Origin of the sequence: Bradyrhizobium sp. SZCCHNS1050 (assembly GCF_032484785.1) — a bacterium.
Classification (GTDB): Bacteria; Pseudomonadota; Alphaproteobacteria; order Rhizobiales; family Xanthobacteraceae; genus Bradyrhizobium.
In genome coordinates this window covers 869,191-892,618 of sequence record NZ_JAUETR010000001.1, presented here as the reverse complement: position 1 = coordinate 892,618, position 23,428 = coordinate 869,191, and the positions used below count along the sequence as shown (strand labels likewise).

Sequence of the window (23,428 nt, the reverse complement as noted above, 5' to 3'; positions counted from 1 at the left end):
CGTAGCTGGACAGTCCGGATGACTACAGTGGCGCAGTCGCCTGATCGAGCCAGCGCTGGTCGCTGTCGTCGAGCGCTGCACGGACGGTTTCCCTGACCCGGGCATGATAGGCGTCGAGCCATGCCCGTTCCTCGGCGGTCAGCATGACGACATCGATCAGGCGGCGGTCGATCGGCGCCAGGGTCAGCGCCTCGAAGCCGTTCATCGGCTTCTCCGCGCCCGCGACGTCCTTCGCCACAACGAGCTCAAGGTTCTCGATGCGGATGCCGAAGGCGTCGGTCTTGTAGTAGCCGGGCTCGTTGGACAGGATCATGCCGCGCTTCAGCGGTGTCGTGCCGAGCTTCGAGATGCGCGCGGGTCCCTCGTGCACGGACAGATAGCTGCCGACGCCGTGGCCGGTCCCGTGCTCGAAATCGATGCCCGCCTGCCACAGGAACTGCCGCGCCAAGGTGTCGAGCTGCGCACCGGTGGTGCCGTCGGGGAAGATCGCGCGTGCGATCGCGAGGTGGCCGCGCAGCACGCGGGTGAAGCGGTCGCGCATCTCCGCGGTCGGCGCGCCCACGGCGATCGTGCGGGTGACGTCAGTGGTGCCGTCCTGATATTGCGCGCCGGAATCGATCAGCAGCAGATCGCCCGGCATGATGCGGCGGTTGCTCTTGCGGGTGACCCGATAATGCACGATCGCGCCGTTCGGGCCGGTGCCCGAGATGGTCGGGAACGACACGTCCTTGAGCGCGCCGGTGTCGCGGCGAAAGCTCTCCAGCGCCTCGACCGCATCGATCTCGGTCAACGTGCCCTTCGGCGCCTCGCGATCGATGAAGGCGAGAAAGCGCGCCAGCGCCACCGCATCGCGCTGATGGGCGCGCCGCGTGCCGTCGATCTCCACCGCGTTCTTGGCGGCCTTGAGCAGGCTGACCGGATCGGCGCCGCGCACCGCCTTGCCGCCGGCGCCCTGGATCAGCCGCGTCAGGGCATCGGCGGCCGTGGCGCTGTCGAGCGCGACGGCAGCGCCGGATTGTGCGAGCTCGCTCAGGCGCAGTGTCAGCGTGTCCGGCTCCGCCACATCAGCGCTCTGCTCGAGATGATCGCGCGTCAGGTTCGAGAGCTTGCGGGAATCGATGAAGATCGTCGGACGTCCGGCCTTGGGCACCAGCGCATAGGACAGCGGCAGCGGCGTGTGCGAGACGTCGGCGCCGCGGATGTTGAAGGTCCAGGCGACGTTGTGGGAATCGGACAGCACCAGCGCCTCGACCCCGAGGCGCTCGATCTCCTGGCGGATCCGGCCGAGCTTGTCCGCCTCGCTCTCGCCGGACAATTCCGCGCCGTGGATGGAGACGGCGCCGAGCGGCGGCAGCGGCCGTTCGGTCCAGATGCTGTCGACCGGGTTGCGCTCGACCGGCACCAGCTCCGCGCCCGCCTTGGCGCAAGCGGCGGCCAGACGTTCGGCCGCGGCCGTCGTATGCAGCCACGGATCGAAGCCGACGCGGTCACCGCTCTGCAGGTGTCGCGTCAGCCAACTCTCGGGCGGCGGCTCGATCAGCGATTCCACCATCCAGGCCTTGCCGTCGACCTGCTTGCCGGCCTGCAGCGTATAGCGGCCGTCGACGAATATCGCGGCTGCCTGCGGCAGCACGATCGCGAGGCCGGCCGAGCCGGTGAAGCCGGTCAGCCATGCCAGCCTTTCCTCCGATGGCGGCACATATTCGTTCTGCTGCTGGTCGGCGCGAGGCACGATGAATCCGGTGAGCTTGCGGCTGGCCAGCTCTTCGCGGAGCGCGGCCAGCCGCGCGGTCAGCGCCACGCCGGTTTCGGGTTCTTCGAACGTCTGGAACAGAGCTTCGAACATCGGTCTCATACTTTAGAAGTGGATCCTGCCGCAGAAGTGGATCTTGCCGCGTCGGCGACGAATACTCCTTCAGCCGACAGTGCAGTGCACGAAGAATCTCCTTGCATTCGCCTGTGCAAAAAGATTTGCTGTCGCATGCCAGTCATCCGAAAGAGGTGCGGCGAGGAAACGTATGGACGTGACGACCGCGATCGTAAAGATCATCCGCGGTCGGTCGCATGATCCGGGGAGTGCCTCAACTCAACGGCGAGGGGATGCACGATGCCTGCTTTTACCTTCGAAAAACTATCGGCGCCCGCGCCAAGCGGACCGGCGTCCGCACCGGCCGAGAAGCCGCGCAGCGCGCTGGCCGATCTCGTCAATCGTCTCGTTGCGCCGCGCGGTCGACGTGCCTCGCGTAATCAGTCCGACTCCACCTCCCAGCAGAGCCAGCCGAAGACGTAGTCGCGAGCTTGCCGCACCAGCGTGAAGGTTAGCGTGCAGGTTCGATCCACGCCGCGAGCTGATCCGCCTTACTGCTGCTTCTGCAGCAAGAGGCTGCTCCACCCCTCGATTCTCAAATGCCGGATCGGAACCAGGCCGCGAGCACGATAGGCGGCGCGGACGGCGCGTGCCTGCGGGGTCAACAGGCCCGACAGGATCACGAAGGCTCCAGGCGCGAGGTGGCGCAGCATCGGCGCGGCCAGCTGGCGCAGCGGGTTGGCCAGGATATTCGCCAGCACCAGGTCGAACGGGCCGCACCGGGCAAAGTCCGGGGCGGCGAAGCCGGTGGCGCGGATGACCCGGACCAGGGGGCCTGCGCCGTTGAGCTGGGCGTTCTCCCGCGCCACCATGACCGAGGGCGCATCGATGTCGCTCGCCAGCACGGACCGGTGCGTCGCCTTGGCGGCGGCGATGGCGAGCACGCCGGTTCCGGTGCCGAGGTCGAGCACCCGTCGCGGCGCGCGCGTCTTGAGCACGTGATCGAGCAGCAGCAGGCAGCCGCGGGTGGTGCCGTGGTGGCCGGTGCCGAAGGCGAGCGCCGCCTCGATCTCGATCCCGAGCTTGTTGCCGGGCACCCGCTGCCGGTCATGGCTGCCATGGACCATGAAACGGCCGGCCGGCACCGGAACAAGGTCGTCCAGGCTGGCCTTGACCCAGTCCTTGGCCTCGACGACCTCGAACGCCAGGGTCTGGGCCACGTCGGAGCCTGCCGCCCCGCCGACCAACTCGCGCACCAGCGCCTGGTCGGGCGGGTCGGCAAAATGAACCGTGACGTCCCAGCGCCCGTCCGGACGCTCGAACGCCGCCACCGCCGCGTCGCCCTCGAAGAACACCTCGGTCAGGACGTCGACCGCCGGGCGGGCGGTCGCTTCATCGGCAACCGTGAAGCTGGCCTTGTGGGTGGCGGGCGTGGTCGTTGAGGTCATCAAGGTGGATCCTGGCGAGATTTGACGGCGTGGTTAAGGGAATTGCCTGCCAACGCAAGCGATAGGGCCGCAATGCGGCCGGATCTGCACATCCGGCGGTTGTATAATGCCTTTCCTGATCCGAATAAAAGTTGAGGTTCAATTGCAGCGAAGAATCTCTGCAACTTGAACTGGGGGCATTATCCCGACTTTAGGGTCCTGGCCCCTAATTTTCCCGTCATGGGAACCGGATGATCCTCGGTTCCTGGGTTGGGAAACGAGGTTCAGATGAAGTCCATTCTGTCGAAGTTCTTGCGTGATGAATCCGGCGCCACCGCCATCGAATACGGCCTGATTGCAGCGGGCATCTCGCTGGCGATCATTGCCGCCGTCAACGGCCTGGGCAGCTCGCTCAGCAGCAAGTTCGAATCGATCAACACGTCGCTGAAGTAATCCGACCGCCGCGGCGTCCTCGAAGAACCGGGCCTCAGCGCCCGGTTTTTCTGCTCTTGAGAGGGCGTATCGAACGCCGGGTCCACAGCATATCCACACGGCCGTGCACTGCTTCTTTGGCGGTTGATCCACCGCTTGTCCACAGGGGTGTGCCGCGCCTTTCCACCCCTTATCCTCAGCCGAACAACGCGCGATGGTCCGCCAGGATCGCCTGGGCCGCATTGTGGCCGGGGGCGCCGGTGACGCCGCCACCGGGGTGGCTGCCCGAGCCGCAATGGTAGAGCCCCTTCAGCGGCGAGCGATAGTCGGCGTGACCGAGCATGGGGCGGGCCGAGAACAACTGGTTCAAGGTCAGCGCGCCGTGGAAGATGTCGCCACCGATCAGCCCGAACTGGCGTTCGAGGTCGAGCGGTGACAGCACCTGCCGGCCGAGCACGCTGGCCGCAAAGCCCGGCGCATAGCGGTCGACGGTCGCGATCATCAGGTCGGCGACCTCGTCGCGATGATTGTCCCAGGAGCGGCCGTCCGGCAGCTCGGGCGCGACATGCTGGCAGAACAGGCTGGCGACGTGCCGGCCCGCGGGCGCCAGCGTCGGGTCGAGCGTGGAGGGGATCAGCAGTTCGACCACGGGATCGCGGCTCCAGCCATGCGCCCGCGCGTCGAGATAGGCCTGGTCCATGTAGCCGAGGCTCGGGCCAAGGATGATTCCCGCGGACAGATGGTCGCCTTCGCCCGGCAGCGCGCTGAACGAGGGCAGCCGGTCGAGCGCCACGTTCATGCGGAACGTGCCCGAACCGCAGCGCCAGTTCCGGATGCGGCTCAGGAACGGCTCGGGCACGGCACCGGCCGGCACCAGGCGCGTATACAGCAGCTTCGGGTTCACGTTGGCGACGACGTGGCGGGCGCGGATGGTGCGGCCATCCTCGAGCACGATGCCGACCGCGCGGTCGCGCTCGACGATCACCTCGCGCACGCCGGCCTCGACCTCGACCAGCGTTCCCAGCTCTTTCAGGCACCCGGCCATCGCCTGCGTGATCGCGCCCATCCCGCCGATCGCATGGCCCCAGACGCCCTTCTTGCCGTTCACCTCGCCGAAGGCGTGATGCAGCATCACATAGGCCGAGCCGGCAGCGTAGGGGCTGGCATAGTTGCCGACGATGGCATCGAAGCCGAACAGCGCCTTCACCAGGTCGGTCTCGAAGATCTCGTCGAGCATCTCGCCGGCCGAGCGCGTGAAAAGGTCGAGCAGGTCGCGCTGCTGCTCCAGCGACAGTGCGCGCAGGGTGTTGGCGGTGCCGAGCGCGTTGAACGCCTCGCGGATCGCCGACAGCCCGAACTGGGCGACCAGATTCGGTGGCGCCCGCAGCACGAGGCTGCGAAGCACATCCGCGATCGCCTCGAGCCGGGCCGAGAACGGGCCGATCGCGTCGGCGTCGCGCTGGCTCAGCCGCGCAACCGAAGCCAGCGTGCGACCCTCGCCCGTCAGCAGATAGCGACCGTCCGGCGAGGGCAGGAAGTTCTGCGCCCGGCGCTCGACGATCTCGAGCCCGTGCTCGAGCAGCTTCAGGTCGGAGATGACGCGCGGATTGAGCAGGCTCACCGTGTAGGACGCGACGGAGTTGCGGAAGCCCGGATGAAACTCCTCGGTCACCGCAGCGCCGCCGACCACCTTGCGACGCTCGACCACATGCACCCGCAGGCCCGCCATGGCGAGATAGGCCGCACAGGTCAGGCCGTTGTGGCCCGCGCCGATGATGATGACGTCGGTTTCATTCATGTCAGCTTCAAGAAGCCCTGTTTAATGGCCCGCACCGGGAACCTCGGCTGGTGCTGTCGCGCCGGAAGGCTGCGACGTCAAGGAAAACTCCATTTTGCCTCAGCTGCTCGCCATACCGCCCTGCGATCCGCTATGTCTCGTCTGCTCATCGCGGTCCGGCCTCGGCATCTGATGCCGGCCGCGCTGCTGCCGGAGTTGTCATGACCTCAATCGCCTCGCCCGCCGCCGTCGCTCAGCCCTCCGCCGCACGCAACCGGCTGGTGCTCGTCGTCTATACCGCCGCCATTTTCGTCAGCGCGCTGCTGTTGTTCTCGGTGCAGCCGCTGTTCACCAAGATGGTGCTGCCGCGGCTCGGCGGCTCGCCGGCGGTGTGGTCGGTGGCGATGGTGTTCTTCCAGACCCTGTTGCTGGCGGGCTACGCCTATGCGCATTTTCTCACCCAGCTGCGCAGCCGGGTGCTGCCGATCGCGATTCATCTGCTGCTGCTCGGTTTCGCAATCCTGGGCTTGCCGCTGTCGATCGCGAGTAGCTGGGGCGATCCGCCGACCTCGGGCTACGGGCTGTGGCTGCTCGGCCTGTTCACCGTGTCGATCGGCCTGCCGTTTTTCGCGCTCGCCGCCAACAATCCGCTGCTGCAGGCGTGGTTCGTGCGCACGGGTCATCCGGCCGCGCCCGACCCGTATTTCCTCTATGCGTCGTCGAACATCGGCAGCTTTCTGGCGCTGCTGTCCTATCCTCTGCTGATCGAGCCGATCTTCAGCCTGCGCATGCAGAACCTGATCTGGACCGGTGGCTATGGCCTCCTGATCGCGCTGATCGCCGGCTGCGGCGTCCTGCTGTTGCGGTCGCCCGTGATCGTGACGAGCCTGCTGCAGACCGAGGAGAGCCATGCGCCGGCGCCACGCTGGCTGCTGCGCCTGCGCTGGATCTTCCTGGCCGCAGTGCCTTCCGGCCTGCTGATCGCGGTGACCGCGCACATCTCCACCGACGTCGCGGCCGCCCCCTTGCTATGGGTGCTGCCGCTGTCGCTCTATTTGCTGACCTGGGTGCTGGTGTTCCAGTCGCGGCCGCTGCTGCCGCACAAATGGATGCTGGCGCTGCAGCCGCTGGCGATCGCCGGCGTCGTCGTGCTGCTCGCCTTCGGCGGCGAGCAGAATCTCGCGCTCACGCTCGGCGGTCACCAGCTCTGCTTCTTCATCATCGCCATGGCCTGCCATGGCGAGCTCGCGCGCACGCGCCCGCCGGCCAAATATCTCACCGGCTTCTATGTCGCGCTGTCGTTCGGTGGCATGGTCGGCGGCCTGTTCGCCGGCTTGATCGCCCCCTTCACCTTCTCATGGGTTGCCGAATATCCGATCCTGCTGGCGCTGGCGGCGCTGTGCCGGCCCGCGGCCAACGAGCGCTTGCCCGGGATCACGCGCTGGTACTGGCTCCCGCTCGCGGTCATCGCCGTCGCGCTGCTGGTGCCCGCCGGCATGACCGGCAAGGTCACGACCTATCTCGAGGACCACCGCGTCTATGTCGCGGGCGCCGTAGGCGTGCTCGCAGCGCTGCTCGCTCTGCTGCTGAACGGTGGCCGCTGGAAGGTGTTCGCGACGGCCGCGCTCGCGCTCGTCCTGATCCGCGCCTATCCGGCCGATGACGGCCGCGTCGAGACGGTGCGCAGCTTCTTCGGTGTGCACAAGATCGTGGTGACATCGGACGGGCACTACCACGTGCTGATGCACGGCACGACCATTCACGGCGCGCAGAAATATCTCAACGCCGATGGCTCCAAGGTGACGGGGCGGCCCGAGCCGATCACCTACTATCACAAGGACGGCGGCATCGGCCGCGCCATCACCGCGATCCGGGAGCGCAAGGGCGCGCCGCTCAAGGTCGCCGTCATCGGCGTCGGCGCCGGCACGCTCACATGCGCAGCCGAGCCTGGCGAGAGCTGGAAATTCTTCGAGATCGATCAGACCATGGTCGACACCGCCAGCGACACGAAATATTTCAGCTACATCAGGAACTGCGCGCCGGACATCAAGCCCGTCATCGGCGATGCCCGGCTGACCTTTGCCAAGGAGCCGGACGGCGCCTACGATCTGATCATCGTCGACGCCTATTCCTCGGATGCGATTCCGATCCATCTGGCGACGGAGGAGGCGATGGCGATCTACAAGGCGAAGCTGGCGCCGCAGGGCGCCGTCGTGATGCACGTCTCCAATCGCCATCTGGAGCTGGAGAGCGTCGTCGTCGGCATCGCCGACGCCAACGACCTGAAGAGCTGGGTCTACAACGAGGACTCCGGCCGCGACGACGAGTACATCTTCTCCACCGACGTCGTCATCAGCGCGCGCGAGGACGCCGACGTCGGCAAGCTGGCCTCCTCGGACAAGTGGACCGAAACTGAGCCGACCGACGGCGAACGGGTCTGGACCGACGATTATTCGAACATTCTCGGCGCGGTGTATCGGCGGCTTCGCGACGGCGAGTAACAGGGCACTGCCGCCGTTCGACGTCGCCGGGCCTGGATCGCCGTGATGATGGCGTCTGCGCCCAAAGAGGTGCGCGCCTCGTCAGCGGCGGGCCTCGGTTGCATTGCCGCATCGATTTCTCGAGCGTCTGATCGCCGACTTTGCTGTACCGCATCGCAAAACGCAGTGGTTTCGCGCTTTCTGCGCGGGCCTCTGTTGCGTGCCCGTCATGACCATGCTACCTTGAGGTGCGCCCCTCATTTGAGGTCGGTACTTTGCGCGTCTTCGAATGGGTGGGTTGGGGCACGCACGCGCAGTCGAGCTGGATCGCAAACTGAGCGGTGAGGGACCGGTCTGGTCGTCTTGCCCTGAGCGAACGATCGCGCGGACGCTGTCCAGATCGAGGTGCTGTTCGTCCGGGCGGAGCCAGCGGTTCGGACGAGAGACGACTGTTCGCGACTAGATATCGTTCGACTACCAAATGCCGGCCGCATCAAAGCAGGCCGGCTTCACATGGGAGGGGTTCAATGAAGCGTCTTTGGATTGCCGGTGCGTCTGCCTTGTTGTCGATGGCGCTCGGTCTCGGCTCCGCGGGAGCCGCGGACAAGAAGGTCCTCGCCTTCGTCGTCAACGGTGCCTCCGACTTTTGGAAGATCGCCGAGGCCGGCGTGAAGAAGGCGCAGGGCGAGTTGCCCAATTACAACCTGCAGCTCAAATATCCCGAGCAGGCGGCAGCCGCCGTGCAGCAGCGGATGCTGGATGACCTCGTCGCGGCCGGGGCCGCCGGAATCATGGTGAGCGCCGTCGATCCGAAGAACCAGACTGAGCACCTCAACAAGATTGCGGCACAGACGGTGCTCTTCACCACCGACAGCGACGCCCCGCAATCCAAACGCATCGCCTATATCGGCTCCTCCAATACCGAGCTCGGCAAGGATGCCGGCAAGCTGATGCTGAAGGCGCTCCCGAACGGCGGCAAATGTGTCGGCTTCGTCGGCCTGCTCGGGGCTGACAACGCTCGCGAGCGCATCGAAGGCGTGAAGGAGACCATCAAGGGATCGAAGGTCGAACTGGTCGACGTGCGCGGCGACGAGATCGACCAGACCCGGGCCAAGCGCAATGTCGAGGACATCCTGGCAGCGATGCCGGACGTGAGCTGCCTGGTCGGCTTCTATTCCTACAACACCCCGCGCATCTATGAGGTGCTGAAGGAGGCCGGCAAGCTCGGCAAGATCAAGATCATCGGCTTCGACGAGGATCCGATCACGCTCGGCGGCGTCAAGGACGGCGCGATCGAGGGCACCGTCGTGCAGCAGCCGTTCGAGTGGGGCTATCAGGGCATGAAGCTGATGGCGAAGGTCGTTGAGGGCGACAAGTCGGGCGTGCCGGCGAACGGCATCATCATCGTGCCCGGCAAGGTGATCGAGAAGTCGAACGTCGACGACTTCATGGCGCAGATGAAGCAGATGCTGAAGAAGTAGCGCGACGGCCGGCGTGCGCGAGCCCTTCCTCGAGCTGATCGACATCGGCAAGACCTATCCTGGCGTGGTCGCGCTCGACCACGCCAGCCTGTCGGTCGCGCCCGGCGAGGTGATCGCCCTGGTCGGCGAGAACGGCGCCGGCAAGTCGACCTTGATGCGCGTGCTCGGCGGCGTCGTCGAGCCGAGCAGCGGCACGATCCGGATCGATGGCGCGGCGCGGACCAGCTACACGGTGGCGGACGCGATCGCGTCCGGCATCGCCTTCGTCCACCAGGAGCTGAACCTGTTCGACAATCTCGATGTCGCAGGCAACGTCTTCATCGGCCGCGAGCCGGTCTATGGCGGTCCGCTGCGGCTGATCGACCGGGCGACGCTGCGAGCCAGGGTGCGCCCGCTGATCGCGCGCCTCGGGGCCGATTTCGAGCCGGAGACGCCGCTTGCCGAGTTGTCTTTGGCGCAGCGCCAGCTGGTCGAGATCATGAAGGCTTTGTCGCTCGATGCGCGCTGCGTGATCATGGACGAGCCGACCTCCAGCCTGACGCTGTCGGAAACCGAGCGGCTGATGCAGGTCATCGCCGGCCTGAAGGCGGGCGGGGTCAGCGTCATCTTCATCACGCATCGCTTGAACGAAGTCATGCAATGCGCCGATCGCGCGATCGTGCTGCGCGACGGCCGCATGGTTGGCGCGCTCACGCGGGACGAGCTCAGTCCTGCCGCGATGATCCGGCTGATGATCGGCCGGGACCTGCGGTCGCTCTACGTGCCGCCGGCCGCGCCGCCCGGCGAGGCCGTGCTCGACGTGGTGGAGGCCGTGACCGCGACCTATCCCAACCAGGCCGTCAGCCTGCAGCTCCGGCGCGGCGAGATCCTCGGGCTTGCAGGTCTCGTCGGCTCCGGCCGCACCGAGCTCGCGCGCGGCATCTTCGGCGTCGAGCCGCTGCTGGCCGGGGGCATCAGCCTGGAGGGCGAGCCGATCCGCATCTCGACACCGCGCGCGGCGATCGATCGCGGCATCTATCTCATTCCGGAAGACCGCAAGGCCTGCGGCCTGCTGCTCGACCTGTCGATCGCCGAGAACATCTCGCTGCCGGATCTCGCCTCCTATCTCAGCTTTGGACTTGTCGACATCAGGCGTGAGACCGAGAATGCCGACCGGCAGCGCGAACGGCTCAAGATCCGGGCGTCCGACGTCAAGGTCTCGGTCGGCACCTTGTCCGGCGGCAACCAGCAGAAGGTCGTGCTCGCCAAATGGCTGTCGATGCGGCCAAAGGTCTTGATCTTCGACGAGCCGACCCGGGGCATCGATGTCGGCGCCAAGCAGGAGATCTACGACATGCTGCGGCGGCTGGCGGATTCCGGCGTCGCGATCCTGATGATCTCGAGCGACATGGAGGAGGTGATCGGGGTGAGCGACCGGATCGCCGTGATGCATGAAGGCATGATTTCGGGCTTCCTGGCCCGCAACGAGTTCAGCGAGCACAACGTGCTTCAGCTCGCCGTCGGCCATACCGTCTGAGCGAGGGCGCCCGTGCAGAAAAAAGATCTCAGCCTGCTGATCCTGATCCTGGTGGTCGGCGCCGTCGTCGCCTTCATCAACCCGCGCTTCCTGCTGGTCGGCAACCTCTCCAATACCGCCAACCAGGTCGGCATGTTCGGAATCTTCTCGATCGCCGAGGCCTTCGTCATCATCGTTGGCGGCATCGAGCTCGCCGTGGGCTCGGTGATCGCGTTGCTCGGCGTGCTGTTCATCGACCTCATCGTCAACCGGGACGTCGACTGGGTCGCCGCCTTGTTCCTCATCCTCGCCGGCGGCGTCGCCATCGGCCTGGTCCACGGCACGCTGGTGACCAAGATGCGCATCCAGCCCTTCGTGGTGACCCTGTGCGGACTTTTGATCTATCGCGGCGCGGCCCGTTATTACACCGAGGATGCCACGGCCGGCTTCGGCTACGGCGCGAGCTTCCCGGCGCTGGAATGGCTGGCCGCCGGCCGCACCGATGTCCTCGGCTTTCCGCTGCCGCATAGCGTCGTGGCGCTCGCCATCGTGGCCGGCATCGCCTGGCTGGTGCTGCACCGCTCGGTGTACGGCCGCTATTTCTACGCGGTCGGCAAGAACGAGGAGGCGGCGCGCTACTCCGGCATCCGGTCCGATCGGGTGACGATCGCGGCCTATGTGATCTGCGGCGCCCTGACGGCGCTCGCCGCGGTCCTGCTGGCGATGTACACCCGCTCGATCTCGCCGGCGGTACACGGCTCGTTCTACGAGCTCTATGCGATCGCCGCAGCGGTGCTCGGGGGCTGTTCGCTGCGCGGCGGCGAGGGCTCGGTCATCGGCGTCGTGCTCGGCACGATCCTGCTGCAGATGCTGCAGAACCTGGTCAATCTGCTGGGCATCCCGAGCTCGCTCAATTTCGCCGTGATGGGCACGGTGATCCTGATCGGCGTGCTGGCCGATCAGTATTTCGTGCAGCGGCGCGCGCGCATGCCGACGGCCCGCGGGCAGGCCAGCGCCGATCGTGCGTCCGCCTCGCTCGAGCGGGTCAACGCCGAGTGAGGAGGCGCCGATGCGCTGCGTAACAGCGCCCGGCCGCGAGGATCAATGCGCGATCAGTCCTGATAGGTGTAGTAGCCGCGCGGCTGATAATAAGAGCGCGGCTGGTAATAGCGCGGCTGCGCGTAGCTCGGATTGCCGTTTTGGTAATCGTACTGCTGCTGCTGCGGATAGGCCTGGGCGTCATAGACGCGCCGGGCCGTGCCGCGCGGCGCCGGATAACGCACGCCGTTGTCGCTGCCGTCGGCGGGATAGATGTAGCCGTCATCGAGCCGCTGCTGCGGAACGACCTGGCGTCCGGGCAGCATCTGTGGCTGCGGCGTCAGCACGACCGGCTCGCCGCTGTCGTCATACTGCTGCGGCACGTCGCGGCGGGCAACAGCGGTGCCGCGGCGTGGATTGCGCGCCAGCGCCACCTCGGCCGAGCCGGTCAGGGTCACCGTGGTGTTGAGCACGCCGTCCTTTTGCACCAGGTCGTAGAGCGTCGTGGCGTTGGCCTTGGACAGCCGGACGCAGCCGTGGGACGCCGGGGTCCCGAGGCGGCTTTCCGAATCCGTGCCGTGAATCGCGTGACCGACCTTCGTGAAGAAGATCGAATGCGGCATCGGTGCGTCGTCGAATTCCTTGGAAAAATGATCGGCCTCCATGCGGAAGGCGCGGAACGAGCCATTCGGCGTTTCCCGTGAGGGAATGCCGGTCGAGACTGGCCATCGATAGCGCTCGACGCCATCGACGGCGACCGTCATGATCTGGCTGTTCTTGTCGACCGTGATGTCGATCTTGGCCAGAGCCGGCGTGGCCGACAGAAAGGCGAAGCCGGCAACTGCAAAAAGGATGGTACGCATCTAACCTCTGGCCTCCAGGGCCCTCGACTGTGGAGAGACCTCAAAACGGGACTTTAACGCCCAGGTCATCGCCTCGGCCTGCACTATGTCGGAATTGCCGGCTTTGTTCCAGCCGAGGGCAGCCTCAACCTTAATGTCGGGCAGGACCAGGACAAAGGCTCCCCGCGTTCATCGACGCTGACATTTTCGCGACCGCGGATGGTCTTTCATTCCGGCGTTTTGGGACCTCTCTAATCGGTGCAATTCGTCACGACCGCGCAACTTTTTGGCCGCATCCGCGTTTCAAGGATTCTCCCATGCGGTTCCCAGGACTCAAAATGTTGACGATGAAGGCCAAGACGGCGGTGCTCGATGATCGCGCGCCGCAGAAGCTGACCTACCTGCTGGCTGCGCTCGCGCTGGTCGTCCTGGCGCTGGCCTGGCTGGCGCTGCCGCAATTCGCCCATGCCCAGGGCATCATCCGTGGCGCCCATGAAGGGGCCCACGAAGGCAACCGCATCGGCGGTCCGGTGGGCGGCGTCGTCGGCGGCGCGGTCGGTGCCGGCGTCGGCGGAGCCGTGGGCGCCGTCGAAGGCGTGCTCGGCATTCCGCACCGCTCCTATTACCACCGGCACTATCACTGCCGGGGATACCGCGACGGCTACGGCCGCTTCCACTGCTACCGCTGAGTTGAGGCGCCGGCTCAATGCTTGAGCCGGTAGCCCGTCTTGAAGATCCACCAGATGATCGTCATGCAGATCGCCAGGAACAGCAGCGTCACGCCGACGCTGATTTCCACCCTGACGTCGGCGATCTCGTAGAAGCTCCAGCGAAAGCCCGAGATCAGGTAGACCACCGGGTTGAGCAGCGCGATCGAATGCCAGGTTGGCGGCAGCATGTTGACCGAGTAGAAGCTGCCGCCGAGGAACGTGAGCGGCGTCACCACCAGCATCGGGACCATCTGCAGCTTCTCGAAGCCGTCGGCCCAGATGCCGATGATGAAGCCGAACAGGCTGAAGGTCACGGCCGTCAGCACCAGGAACGACAGCATCCACACCGGGTGCTGGATGTGCAGCGGCACGAACAGCCCGGCGGTCGCGAGGATGATCAGCCCGAGAATGATGGATTTCGTCGCGGCCGCACCGACATAGCCGAGCACGATCTCGAAATGCGAGATCGGCGCCGAGAGGATCTCGTAGATCGTGCCGATGAATTTCGGGAAGTAGATCCCGAACGAGGCGTTGGAGATGCTCTGGGTCAGCACCGACAGCATCACGAGGCCGGGCACGATGAAGGTGCCGTAGCTGACGCCCTCGACGTGGCTGATGCGCGAGCCGATCGCGGCGCCGAACACGACGAAGTAGAGCGAGGTCGACACGACGGGCGACACGATGCTCTGCAGCAGCGTGCGCCAGGTGCGCGCCATTTCGAACTTGTAGATTGCGGCGACCGCGCGAAAATTCATTGCCGCACCAGGCTCACGAAGATGTCTTCAAGGGATGATTGCTTGGTCTCGAGATCGACGAAGCGGATGCCGGCGGTCCTGAGATCGCCGAGCAGGCTGGTGATGCCGGTGCGCTCGCCCTTGGTATCGTAGTCATAGGCGAGCCGCCAGCCGTCGTCCGACAGCGCCAGATGATAGGGCGCGAGCGTCTCGGGGATGGTCTCGATCCGGTGCTGCAGATGCAGGCTCAGCCGCTTCCGGCCGAGCTTCGCCATCAGCTTGGCCTTGTCCTCGACCAGCACGATCTCGCCCTTGTTGATGACGCCGACGCGATCGGCCATCTCCTCGGCTTCCTCGATGTAGTGCGTGGTGAGAATGATGGTGACGCCGGCGGCCTTCAGCTCGCGCACGACGTCCCACATGCCCTTGCGCAGCTCGACGTCGACGCCCGCGGTCGGCTCGTCCAGGAACAGCACCTGCGGCTCGTGCGAGAGCGCCTTCGCGATCATCACGCGGCGCTTCATGCCGCCGGAGAGCGTGATGATCTTGGCGTCCTTCTTGTCCCAGAGCGACAGGTCCTTGAGGATCTTCTCGATCAGGGCGGGGTTCTTCGGCTTGCCGAACAGCCCCCGGCTGAAGCTGACCGTGGCCCATACGGTCTCGAACGAATCGGTGTGCAGCTCCTGCGGCACCAGCCCGATCAGCGCCCGTGCGGCACGGTAGTCGCGGTTGATGTCGTGGCCGCCGACCGCGACCTTGCCCGCGGACGCATTGACGATGCCGCAGATGATGCTGATCAGCGTCGTCTTGCCCGCGCCGTTGGGCCCGAGCAGCGCGAAGATCTCGCCCCGCTCGATCGCGAGATCGACATTGTTGAGCGAGGTGAAGCCCGAGGAATAGGTCTTCGACAGGCCGGTAACGGAAATGACGGGAGCCATCACGGGGATTCGATGCGAGGGATTCGAAAAGAGCGGGGGAGCTGCGCGGAGGAGGGGGCGCAGGCGCAGGCGAAGCGCTCAGATAGGGACGGCGATGCGTTCGCGCAATCGTGCGCGCCGCCCTCGATCATGTCGCTTGTTGGGCTTTTCCGTGGCCGACATGGCTGAGTGTTGCCGCTCAGCCACGTCTGAGGAGGAACGCCGCCTTGCGATGTCCGACGATGTTGCGTCCGCGAGCATCTTGGGTACGGTCGCGCCGTCTCGACATTTCCGCCGCGGAGAAGGACCGATGACGGCACGCGCCAGCACCGTTCGACCCACCTTCAAGCGCAGCCTCTCGGCGCGCTGCTTTGGCATGGTGGCGCTGGCCGTTGCGCTGGCTCTGCCGCTCGGCACCGGATCGGTCCGGGCGGCACCGAGCCCGGCGGCCGCAACCGCCGCCAGCACCACGCATGTCTATCTGCTGCGCGGTGTGCTCAACATCTTCTCGCTCGGGCTCGACGACATCGCCGCCAAGCTGGATTCGCAGGGCATTCCGAACACGGTCGCCAATTTCGTGTCGTGGTCGTCGCTCGCCGACGAAGCGGCGGCCGCCTATCGCGCCGGCCGGATCAAGACCATCATCCTGGTGGGCCATTCCTCGGGCGCGACCGCGCTGCCGGACATGATCAACAAGCTCGGCCAGCTCGGCGTGCCGGTGAAGCTCGCGATCGGGCTCGATTCGGTGTTCAAGACCAAGCTCGTCGGCGGCAACGCCGAGCGCTACATCAATTTCTACATCGCCAGCGGTGCCGGCGAGCCGGTCCGCCGCGACGACGGCTTCCGCGGCAAGCTTGAGAATGTCGACGTCCAGTCGGTTCCCGGTGTCGGCCACGTCACGATCGAGAAGAACCAGATCATGCAGCAGAAGGTGATCGGTGCCATCGATGGCGTGGTGTTCGGCGGCCGCGGCCGCCCGGCGGCGGTGCCGCCGACGCGCATGGCCGCGCCGCAGCGCGCGGCCAACGTGACCGGCTACCGGTAGTCCGCGGCCGCGCCACGGGGCGCGCGCCCCAAAATGCTCCCATTCGGCGGCGACAAACGGTATGGCAGGGGGGATATGACCCTGCTTGATCTCAGCCGAGAGCTTTCCCGGGAGCGCGAATGACCAGCGTGGCGCGAATCGCGAAGCGGTGGCTCGGTCCAGCCAAGGTGGCTGCCGGCAGGAGACTGCTCGCGATCCTCGTCACCGCACCTTTGCTCGCGGGACTTGCCGCCCCAAGCATCTCGCGGGCCGCCCAGCCCGGCGCTGCGTCCGCCCCCGCGCCGACCAGATCCGCCAAGGCATCCCCGGCAGCAACCCCCGCGGCGATCCGCGCCGTACCGACTGCGCCGCCCGAGATCAGCCAGCCGCTGCCGCCGCCGCGGGTGTACCTGTTCCGCGGCGCGCTCGGGCCGCTGTTCTCGACCGGGATGGATCGTCTGGCCGAAAAGATCGAGCAGGCCGGCTACCGGGCCAGTGTCTATGAATTCACGCTGTGCGACCTGATCGCGCTCCAGGTGGCCAAGAACTACCGCCAGGAGCCGGGCCCGATCGTGCTGATCGGCCATTCGATGGGCGGGCTGTGCAGCGTCCGCATCGCGATCACGCTGCAGGAGCAGAACATCCCGGTTGCCCTCGTCGTCACCGTCGATCCGGCGCATGCGACCAAGAGCGTGCCGCCCAACGTGCAGCGCTTCATCAACCTGTTCCTGTCCGACAACATTCTCGGCGGCGGCGACGTCAAGCCGGAGCCCGGCTTTCGCGGTCACTACGCCAGTTTCGACATGAAGGATCATGATGAGGTCACGCACATCAACATCGACAAGATGGAGGACGTGCACGCCCAATTGGTCACCATGATCAGCCAATTGTCGCAGACCTCGGCGACCGCCGACGCGGACCCGGTGCCGCTGCGCTACTTGGTGCCGCCGAAAGCCTCCGTGGAGCTGTGGGACAGCGGCACTGCTCTGGCGGTACGGCCGGGCGAGACCCTGGACCAGATCGCCACCAATTATCACGTTCCGCTCTGGGCGCTCCAGCAATCCAACCGCGGCCTCGCCACCCAGCCGTTGGTCCCCGGCCAGCGCATCATCCTGCCGCGCCACCTGCTGCCGCAGGCGGCAAACCAGTCGCCGCAGCCGCCTTCGGAAGCCCAGGCCAGACGCTGAGCGCTCTAGCCCGGCGGCAGGAACGGAATGATCATCGGCACGCGCTGCCGGTAGGTGACGTAATCCGGCCCGAGCTCCTGCGCGAGGAAGACCTCTTCCATCTTTGCCTTCCAGGCCATCCCGAGCGAGATCAGGACGGCGCCCAGCACGGCGGTCACCGTGCCCACCGCGATGCCGGTGGCGATCATGCCGAGGATCAGCCCGGTATAGATGGGGTGACGGACCATGCCGTAGGGGCCGGTGTCGATGACCTTGTGGCCTTCCTTGTGGGTGATCGCGTTGGACCAGAAGCGACCGAGATGGATGCGCGCCCACCAGGTGAAGGCGATGCCGGCCAGGGTGACGACGGTCAGCAGGTAGACGCCGGTCTCACCGGGAGTCCAGAACGGCTTCTCGCCGAGCAGGCGCGAGGTCCACGGCGTGAACAGGATGCCGCCGAGCACGATCAGCGCGTGATAGCGGCTGGTCTTGATCACCGTCACATGCTTGCGGGTCTGCCCCGACCAGAACGAGGCGCCGACCCAGCTCGCGAGCCAGATCAGCCAGATGATGGCCAGCAGCGAGGTGGGCCAGGTGGTGGTCCATCCGCTGAACGCAAACGACGAGATGGGGCTGGCATCGCCGGACATGTGTTGGAACCGTTATGAGACCTGGGACCGGCTGCTCTTAGCTATTCGGCCGCGGTGCGAAAAGGGTGTTGTTTACCGTCGAGCCGCTTTCCCGGCTCGGAACCGAGCAGAAAGCCGATCGTCTCGCGCAAGGTCGGCTCGATCGGGCGCGGGACGTAGCCGAGCTCGCGTTTGGCCCTGTCGATCGACAGATCCGAGGCCGCGCGGGCGATCCGCACCCCCTCGGCGGTGCCGGACGGGCAGCGCTTGGTGAGGTGATCGGAGACGAGCTCGAGCATGCCCGCCGACAGCTCGGCCAGCCGGCCGGGCACGGCGACCGCGACATGTTTGCGGCCGCTGATCGCCGCCATGAGATCGAGGATCCGGCTGAGACGCAGGCTCTCGCCGCCGAACACGTAGCGGCCGCCGACCTTGCCGCGCTCCATCGCCAGGATCAGGCCGTCCGCGACGTCGCGGACGTCGACCAGGTTGACGACGAAGTCGAGATAGAGCTGGAGCCGGCTGTCCAGGAAGTGCCGCAGCATCTGCGAGGGCGGTGTCAGGTTGCTGTCGTGCGGCCCGATCGGCATTGTCGGCGTGCCCACCACGACGGGGAAGCCGTCCGCCGCGGCGGCCATGGCGCGGGCCTCCGCCAGCGCCTTGGAGCGCGTATAGGCGCCGGGCATCGCCTCGGCCGGCGGTGCGGTCGGTGCCGATGCGGCGCCGGTCGAGCCGGGATAGTCGAACAGGATGGATTCGGTCGAGCAGTGCAGGAACCGGCGCACCCGGCCGGCGCGCGCCGCCGCCAGCACCGTCTCCGTGCCCACGCAATTGACGCGGTAGAAGTCCTCGCGGTCCGGCATCCACATGCCGGGCAGTCCAGCCAGATGATAGACCTGATCGACGCCGGCGACCGCCTGCTTCACCAGGCCCGCATCGAGCACCGAGCCTTCGATGTACTCGACGTCAGCGATCATGTGGCTGGGGCAGCGAATATCGAGCACACGCACCTCCGCGCCCCGCGTCGCGAGCGCAGAGACGAGGTGATGGCCGATGAAACCGCTGCCGCCGGTGACGAGGACTTTCATTAGGGGCGCGAGTGCTGATCGCCTTGAAGCCGGTCCGATGCGAGCCGATCCGGCGACCAGTCCGGCGCGATGAGGTCGGACACCGAAGGCCGCAGACCCAACGCCATGTACAATTTCGCCATCACGAACATCGGACCGAGAAAGAGATGCGCCGGATGATCCAGCAGAGATGGATTGTTGCGCTCGAACACCTTGTGGCCCACGGCCTGCGAGACAAAGCCGAAGATGATGAGCGCGGCAAACAGCGCCCAGAAGGCGACGCCATGGACGTGATCGGCGATCATCATGGCCGCAGCAAGGAACAGCACGGCGAAGGCCAGGATGCCGGCCCCGAGTGCGGCATCGAGCAGCAGCCAGTAGAGCAGGACGGGCAGCGCCAGCACGGCGCCGAGGCCGATCCGGATGCCGAACGCGTCGAAATGCCACAAGCTCAGGGGCAGCACGGCGCCCAGGAACAACAGGATGATCCCGAACACATGCATCAGGCCGTTGCGCGGATCGCGATGGTATTCGACGTAGTCGACCATCTGGCGTCGGAACATGGCGTTCATGGCTGGCTCGCTCGTCAATGAGATCGACCGTCGCTCAATCGACGGCCGCAAAGAGGGGGCTATACCATCAAGCGGCTGCATCGACAAACCCGGCAATCACGACCCAGCAGCATTGCCGCGCGACCCGACTTGAAAACAGGTTCCATTGGCGCCTGTCGGGAATAGCGTATCGGCAACCTGCTGAGACAACAGTCGCACCTGCAGCGCGCTGGGTTCATGGCCTCAGCGCAGGTCTCAATTGCATCAACTGCGATGCTTGCGCGGGGCCTGCTTGTGGGGCGCTGCCGGGGCAGGGGCCGAAGGCGGCGGCGCGGCCTCTTCGACGGTCTTTGCGATCGGGATGATCTGGATCTGCTGATTGACGGCGGCGGTCGGCTTGGACGGGTCGAGCAACTGCTCCTCGCCAAGTCCGATCGATTGCAGCCGCTTGACCGAGATCTTGAAGGTGTTCGCCAGGATGTCGCGGATCGCGTCGGCGCGGCGCTGGCTCAGGATGACGTTGGCCTCGCGCTTGCCGTTGGCCTCGACATGGCCGACGATCAGGAAGGTGTAGGGCAGCAGATCGGAATACACCATCGCATCGGCGATCCGCCCGACGGTCTGGTACGATTCCGGGCGCACGATCGGCGTGTCCACGTCGAACTGGATGTCGACGTTGAAGGCCGGCAGATTCATCAGCTCCGGCGCGATCGGCGGACGCTTCTGCGGCGGTGGCTCGTTGCGCCCGCGCGACCTGGAACGCTCCTGCGTCTGCTGCTTCAGCGCCGGCAGATCCAGCGTGGGTGCGGTTTCGAAGCGGCCGAGCTGGCGCACGATGTCCTCGCGACCCGGCTCCTGCGACCAGGCGGGCGCGCTCGCGGCCATCAGCGAAGCCACGATCGGCCCTGACAGCAATGATCTCGCGGTCCGCCGCATCAGCGATACCCCGCTTCGCCCATCGCCTGCTGACACCGCGCGCTCACGCCGTTGGCCGTCATCAGGCACGGGATCGATTTGCTCGTCTCCTTCGTGGAGCCGCCACACAGCTTGACGATCTCGCGCTGGCAGGCGTTGGCGACCGTGACCCGTGCCGCGATGCGCTTCTGGATCGCCTCGAACGCCTTGAAATAGGTCGCCTTGCACTGCGCGGAGACCACGTCCTGGTTGCGCGAGAGGCATTCCTTGAGGCGGTTGGAATCGAGATTGACGCCGCGGCAATTGGCGGTGATGTCGGCGCCGCAGCTCGACGCGATCAGCCCCGCGGAATCGCCAAAGCTCATCGTCTGCGCCGCCGCCAGCGAGGGCACACACAGCGCGACCGCAACACTCAACAGAATATATCCCCGGACCATGCAGTCATCTCATACGACGCGAGCTGCCACGGTCAAGGCCTAACAGCGGCGAAGCTGTGGGACGTTGATGAAGCGGCCAAATCTGCCAGTCTCGGAGACGTTCAGCAGGCGCGTTCGGCTGCAAATGACCGGCCTCTGGAGCGATCGTCGGTCAAAAAGTGGATTTCAGGACGCGATCCATCTCGGCGAAGAGCCGTCCCTGCTCGGCAACGAGCTTGTCGACGATGTCCGTCGAAACCACCAGGCGGTTTTCGGGGGACGTGGCGTTGGCGCCAAAGACATAGACCGTGTATCGCCCGAGCGTTTCGATCGCGAAGCCGGCATGCGGATCATATGGCAGCTCGATCGCTCCGTGCTCCATCGGGTTCGACGTCAGCAGACAGGCCTGGCCCACGAGCTCGATAGCGTCCAAGGATGCGGCGATGGTCGTGGCCCTGGGAGCTGCCGACGGGTAGTTCTGACCGATCCAATCGAACGCCTGAGCCACCGTGCGACCGCTGCGTGCGACATCATCGATCACCAGCGGCTTGAACAGGACGGGAGGGCCGATGAAGCTGGACGCCAATCTCACGCCGGTGCTGTCACCCTCGAGGGGGATGACGGGAATGTCCAGCCGCAGATACTCCTTGACGAACCGCCCCACGGAGGCGCCGCCGCGATTCAGCGTGAAGATCGCATCGGGGACCAGATCGTTCGCGAAAGCGGCAATCCTGCCCAGACCGGAAAGTGTCTGGTCAGTATCGATGCGCCGGATCGCCAGCACGGGGCTTGCGCTCTCGATCGATCGAACGAGATCTTCGATCTTCTCGAACAGAGAGTGTTCGGCGTTCGACGGCCCCTTGTCTGCCAGCGCTTCGATCAACCGGACGAGATTGGCCGACGTTCGTGCCGAAAACAGCCGGTTGGTTCCGAATGGATTGGCCGGTTCGATCGTGAGGAATCCCGCCTCTCGTCCCAGCGTGGCGATCTGGTCGATATCGGCGAGCCGCTGCGAGGCCCAAAGATGATCGACGTGAACCATCAGCGCGTCGATATAGCCTTCCAGCCGCCTGGCCAGCAGTTTCTCGCGGGCGAGCATGTTCAGGAATGCCGGAGCTGCAACATGTGAGCCGACGTCATGTCTCGTCCTGGTCGGCTGGCGAACGTCGGCGGACGCGGTCGCTGCGGCTGCCGCTGGACGCCGGCTTTCCCGCCACGCCGTCACCTGAGAATGCATCGCCTCGAACTCCGCGATGCGCTGGTCGATGGCCTGTTCGCCCTCGCGTTCAACGAGGCTGTTGTAGTTCTTCCGCGCCCCCGCGCGCCGTTCGGGAGGCGTGCCGGTCAGTTCGAGGAGCTGCTCGATCTTGGCACCTGCGGTCATGACCCACCATCTGCCCAGGACGCGAAAGAGACGCCCTCATGGGCGAGAAACTGCTTCACTTTCTCCATCAGCTCATCGATCAGAGACGAGCACTGAGTAGGTAGTCCCTTACTTTCCACAATGCTAGCTGCTAGTCCTTTCTTTTCCTTCAAGCTGGCATCGAGACGTGCCTGCTGATCGGCATTCAGGTAGGGCCAGAGCGCTTCGAGTTCCGCCATGCAGCTCTCCTGCGCCAGTCCGGCCGCAGAACGTGAGGCTAGCACGGCCTCGGCGCGGTCTCCTAGCTCCGCCAAACCCAGAATTCGGGTCAAGGAGAGCGCGCGCTTGAGCGCTTTGACGAGCTTGCCCGCCTGTCGGTGAGCCAACATGTCGCGGAGCAGAAACTTGAGATAGCGCAGAAGCTCCTCGGGGACGACCAGCGGCCAGGGCGGGTTGCCGTCGGCTGTGAGCACGGCCTCCTGGAAGACGAAGCTGCGGCTGGCCGCACCCTTGCTCCGATCGGACGGATCGGAAGGCAGCACGACGTTCGATACCGGCATCACGCCAAATGGCGTGACGCCGTCGACGAAGTCGAGCTTGATCCGCTCGCTTTCGGTCGCCAGCGAACGCAGCCGACCCAACGCGGTGATGAGGTCTTCCCACGGAGCCTGATACTCTCGATCGAATTTGACCCGAACCAGAATGGTCGGACCATCACGACGCATGAGACGTTCGACACGATTGGCGATCTCGCTGCCATCGTCGAAGATGTATTGGGCAAGGTCGACATCCCCCAGCGCGGCCACCCGTCCAGCGAACGTCGTGGAGCCGGACAAGACGACGTTCCCGCGTCCCTCCAACATGCTTCGTTCCGCCACGCTGACGAGCCCGTCGAGGGTGATCGCGCTGGGGAATGCAAACGCAAGCGGCCAAGGTACGTAGACCGTCCAGGACCCGCTCCGGGTCGTGAGGTATCCGGCATGCTCGGCAGCAACACTCAGCCGTTCGTCCGGATCACAATGGGCGCTCTGGAAGGCATACTCCTGAACCAGTCGCTTGAAGCTGCCGATGATCAGCTCCGGAGCCGTCCCTCGCTCGGCATCGACGGCCAACGCAATAATGTCATTCGGCGTGAAAGGTGCAGCCATGGAGCTATG

22 protein-coding genes are annotated in these 23,428 nt (G+C 65.8%); 9 read left to right on the top strand and 13 right to left on the bottom strand.

What is annotated here, in order from left to right:
* Positions 1-22: 22 nt before the first annotated feature.
* Positions 23-1,846 carry an aminopeptidase P family protein gene (locus QX094_RS04240; RefSeq protein ID WP_316184003.1) on the bottom strand — a complete coding sequence of 608 codons (1,824 nt, stop codon included), beginning with the start codon at positions 1,844-1,846 and terminating at the stop codon, positions 23-25.
* 261 nt (positions 1,847-2,107) lie between these two features.
* Here QX094_RS04240 and QX094_RS04235 point away from each other — a divergent pair, with 261 nt between their 5' ends.
* Entirely contained in the window at positions 2,108-2,290 is a 183-nt protein-coding gene (locus QX094_RS04235) for a hypothetical protein (protein WP_315713421.1), read from the top strand.
* Positions 2,291-2,358: 68 nt separating this feature from the next.
* On the opposite strand, the gene QX094_RS04230 is transcribed toward QX094_RS04235, so the two are convergent.
* Complete coding sequence (locus QX094_RS04230) at positions 2,359-3,255, bottom strand: 50S ribosomal protein L11 methyltransferase (protein ID WP_316184002.1); 897 nt, start codon at positions 3,253-3,255, stop codon at positions 2,359-2,361.
* Between the two features lie 267 nt (positions 3,256-3,522).
* On the opposite strand from QX094_RS04230, the gene QX094_RS04225 reads away from it, so the two are divergent.
* Positions 3,523-3,687, top strand: coding sequence for a Flp family type IVb pilin (locus QX094_RS04225; RefSeq protein WP_315713419.1), 165 nt, complete (start codon positions 3,523-3,525; stop codon positions 3,685-3,687).
* A 175-nt stretch (positions 3,688-3,862) separates the two neighbouring features.
* Here QX094_RS04225 and QX094_RS04220 read toward each other — a convergent pair whose 3' ends face one another.
* A complete protein-coding gene (locus QX094_RS04220) occupies positions 3,863-5,464 on the bottom strand; it encodes an NAD(P)/FAD-dependent oxidoreductase (protein WP_315713418.1) in 1,602 nt (533 codons plus the stop codon).
* A gap of 200 nt (positions 5,465-5,664) precedes the next feature.
* Here QX094_RS04220 and QX094_RS04215 point away from each other — a divergent pair, with 200 nt between their 5' ends.
* The 4 genes from QX094_RS04215 to QX094_RS04200 all read left to right on the top strand — a co-directional run bounded on the left by QX094_RS04215 (position 5,665) and on the right by QX094_RS04200 (position 11,958).
* On the top strand, positions 5,665-7,944 hold the full coding sequence (locus tag QX094_RS04215) for a fused MFS/spermidine synthase (protein WP_315713417.1): 2,280 nt from the start codon (positions 5,665-5,667) through the stop codon (positions 7,942-7,944).
* A 506-nt stretch (positions 7,945-8,450) separates the two neighbouring features.
* Positions 8,451-9,404 (top strand): sugar-binding protein, encoded by a 954-nt coding sequence (locus tag QX094_RS04210; protein WP_315713416.1) that lies wholly within the window; start codon positions 8,451-8,453, stop codon positions 9,402-9,404.
* A 13-nt stretch (positions 9,405-9,417) separates the two neighbouring features.
* On the top strand, positions 9,418-10,920 hold the full coding sequence (locus QX094_RS04205) for a sugar ABC transporter ATP-binding protein (protein ID WP_315752443.1): 1,503 nt from the start codon (positions 9,418-9,420) through the stop codon (positions 10,918-10,920).
* A gap of 12 nt (positions 10,921-10,932) precedes the next feature.
* Entirely contained in the window at positions 10,933-11,958 is a 1,026-nt protein-coding gene (locus QX094_RS04200) for an ABC transporter permease (RefSeq protein WP_315713414.1), read from the top strand.
* A 53-nt stretch (positions 11,959-12,011) separates the two neighbouring features.
* On the opposite strand, the gene QX094_RS04195 is transcribed toward QX094_RS04200, so the two are convergent.
* Complete coding sequence (locus QX094_RS04195) at positions 12,012-12,800, bottom strand: L,D-transpeptidase (RefSeq protein ID WP_316183997.1); 789 nt, start codon at positions 12,798-12,800, stop codon at positions 12,012-12,014.
* 317 nt (positions 12,801-13,117) lie between these two features.
* Between QX094_RS04195 and QX094_RS04190 the strand changes: the two genes are divergently transcribed.
* Complete coding sequence (locus QX094_RS04190) at positions 13,118-13,468, top strand: hypothetical protein (protein ID WP_315825267.1); 351 nt, start codon at positions 13,118-13,120, stop codon at positions 13,466-13,468.
* A gap of 14 nt (positions 13,469-13,482) precedes the next feature.
* On the opposite strand, the gene QX094_RS04185 is transcribed toward QX094_RS04190, so the two are convergent.
* Both QX094_RS04185 and QX094_RS04180 read right to left on the bottom strand, forming a co-directional pair.
* The gene (locus QX094_RS04185; protein ID WP_315713411.1) at positions 13,483-14,244 is read right to left on the bottom strand and encodes an ABC transporter permease; all 762 of its coding nucleotides are present in this window, start codon (positions 14,242-14,244) and stop codon (positions 13,483-13,485) included.
* A complete protein-coding gene (locus QX094_RS04180) occupies positions 14,241-15,161 on the bottom strand; it encodes an ABC transporter ATP-binding protein (protein ID WP_315752447.1) in 921 nt (306 codons plus the stop codon). The genes QX094_RS04185 and QX094_RS04180 overlap by 4 nt, the downstream gene beginning before the upstream one ends.
* Before the next feature lie 289 nt (positions 15,162-15,450).
* Here QX094_RS04180 and QX094_RS04175 point away from each other — a divergent pair, with 289 nt between their 5' ends.
* On the top strand, positions 15,451-16,185 hold the full coding sequence (locus QX094_RS04175; RefSeq protein ID WP_410052197.1) for a hypothetical protein: 735 nt from the start codon (positions 15,451-15,453) through the stop codon (positions 16,183-16,185).
* A 119-nt stretch (positions 16,186-16,304) separates the two neighbouring features.
* On the top strand, positions 16,305-17,351 hold the full coding sequence (locus tag QX094_RS04170; protein ID WP_315752448.1) for an alpha/beta fold hydrolase: 1,047 nt from the start codon (positions 16,305-16,307) through the stop codon (positions 17,349-17,351).
* 5 nt (positions 17,352-17,356) lie between these two features.
* Here the strand turns inward: QX094_RS04170 and QX094_RS04165 are convergent, their stop codons facing one another.
* From QX094_RS04165 to QX094_RS04135, 7 genes are all read right to left on the bottom strand, one after another.
* Positions 17,357-17,980, bottom strand: coding sequence for an isoprenylcysteine carboxylmethyltransferase family protein (locus QX094_RS04165; protein WP_315752449.1), 624 nt, complete (start codon positions 17,978-17,980; stop codon positions 17,357-17,359).
* A 41-nt stretch (positions 17,981-18,021) separates the two neighbouring features.
* Positions 18,022-19,047: an NAD-dependent epimerase/dehydratase family protein gene (locus tag QX094_RS04160; protein ID WP_315713407.1), complete on the bottom strand. Its 1,026-nt coding sequence runs from the start codon at positions 19,045-19,047 to the stop codon at positions 18,022-18,024.
* Positions 19,047-19,598, bottom strand: a complete 552-nt coding sequence (locus QX094_RS04155; RefSeq protein ID WP_315825264.1) for an Mpo1-like protein — start codon at positions 19,596-19,598, stop codon at positions 19,047-19,049. Before QX094_RS04155 ends, QX094_RS04160 begins: the two co-directional genes overlap by 1 nt.
* 243 nt (positions 19,599-19,841) lie before the next feature.
* Positions 19,842-20,513 (bottom strand): OmpA family protein, encoded by a 672-nt coding sequence (locus tag QX094_RS04150; RefSeq protein WP_315713405.1) that lies wholly within the window; start codon positions 20,511-20,513, stop codon positions 19,842-19,844.
* Entirely contained in the window at positions 20,513-20,929 is a 417-nt protein-coding gene (locus QX094_RS04145; protein ID WP_315713404.1) for a hypothetical protein, read from the bottom strand. The genes QX094_RS04150 and QX094_RS04145 overlap by 1 nt, the downstream gene beginning before the upstream one ends.
* A 151-nt stretch (positions 20,930-21,080) precedes the next feature.
* Positions 21,081-22,007: a hypothetical protein gene (locus QX094_RS04140; RefSeq protein ID WP_315825263.1), complete on the bottom strand. Its 927-nt coding sequence runs from the start codon at positions 22,005-22,007 to the stop codon at positions 21,081-21,083.
* A gap of 281 nt (positions 22,008-22,288) precedes the next feature.
* On the bottom strand, positions 22,289-23,419 hold the full coding sequence (locus QX094_RS04135; RefSeq protein WP_315825262.1) for a hypothetical protein: 1,131 nt from the start codon (positions 23,417-23,419) through the stop codon (positions 22,289-22,291).
* Positions 23,420-23,428: the final 9 nt, after the last annotated feature.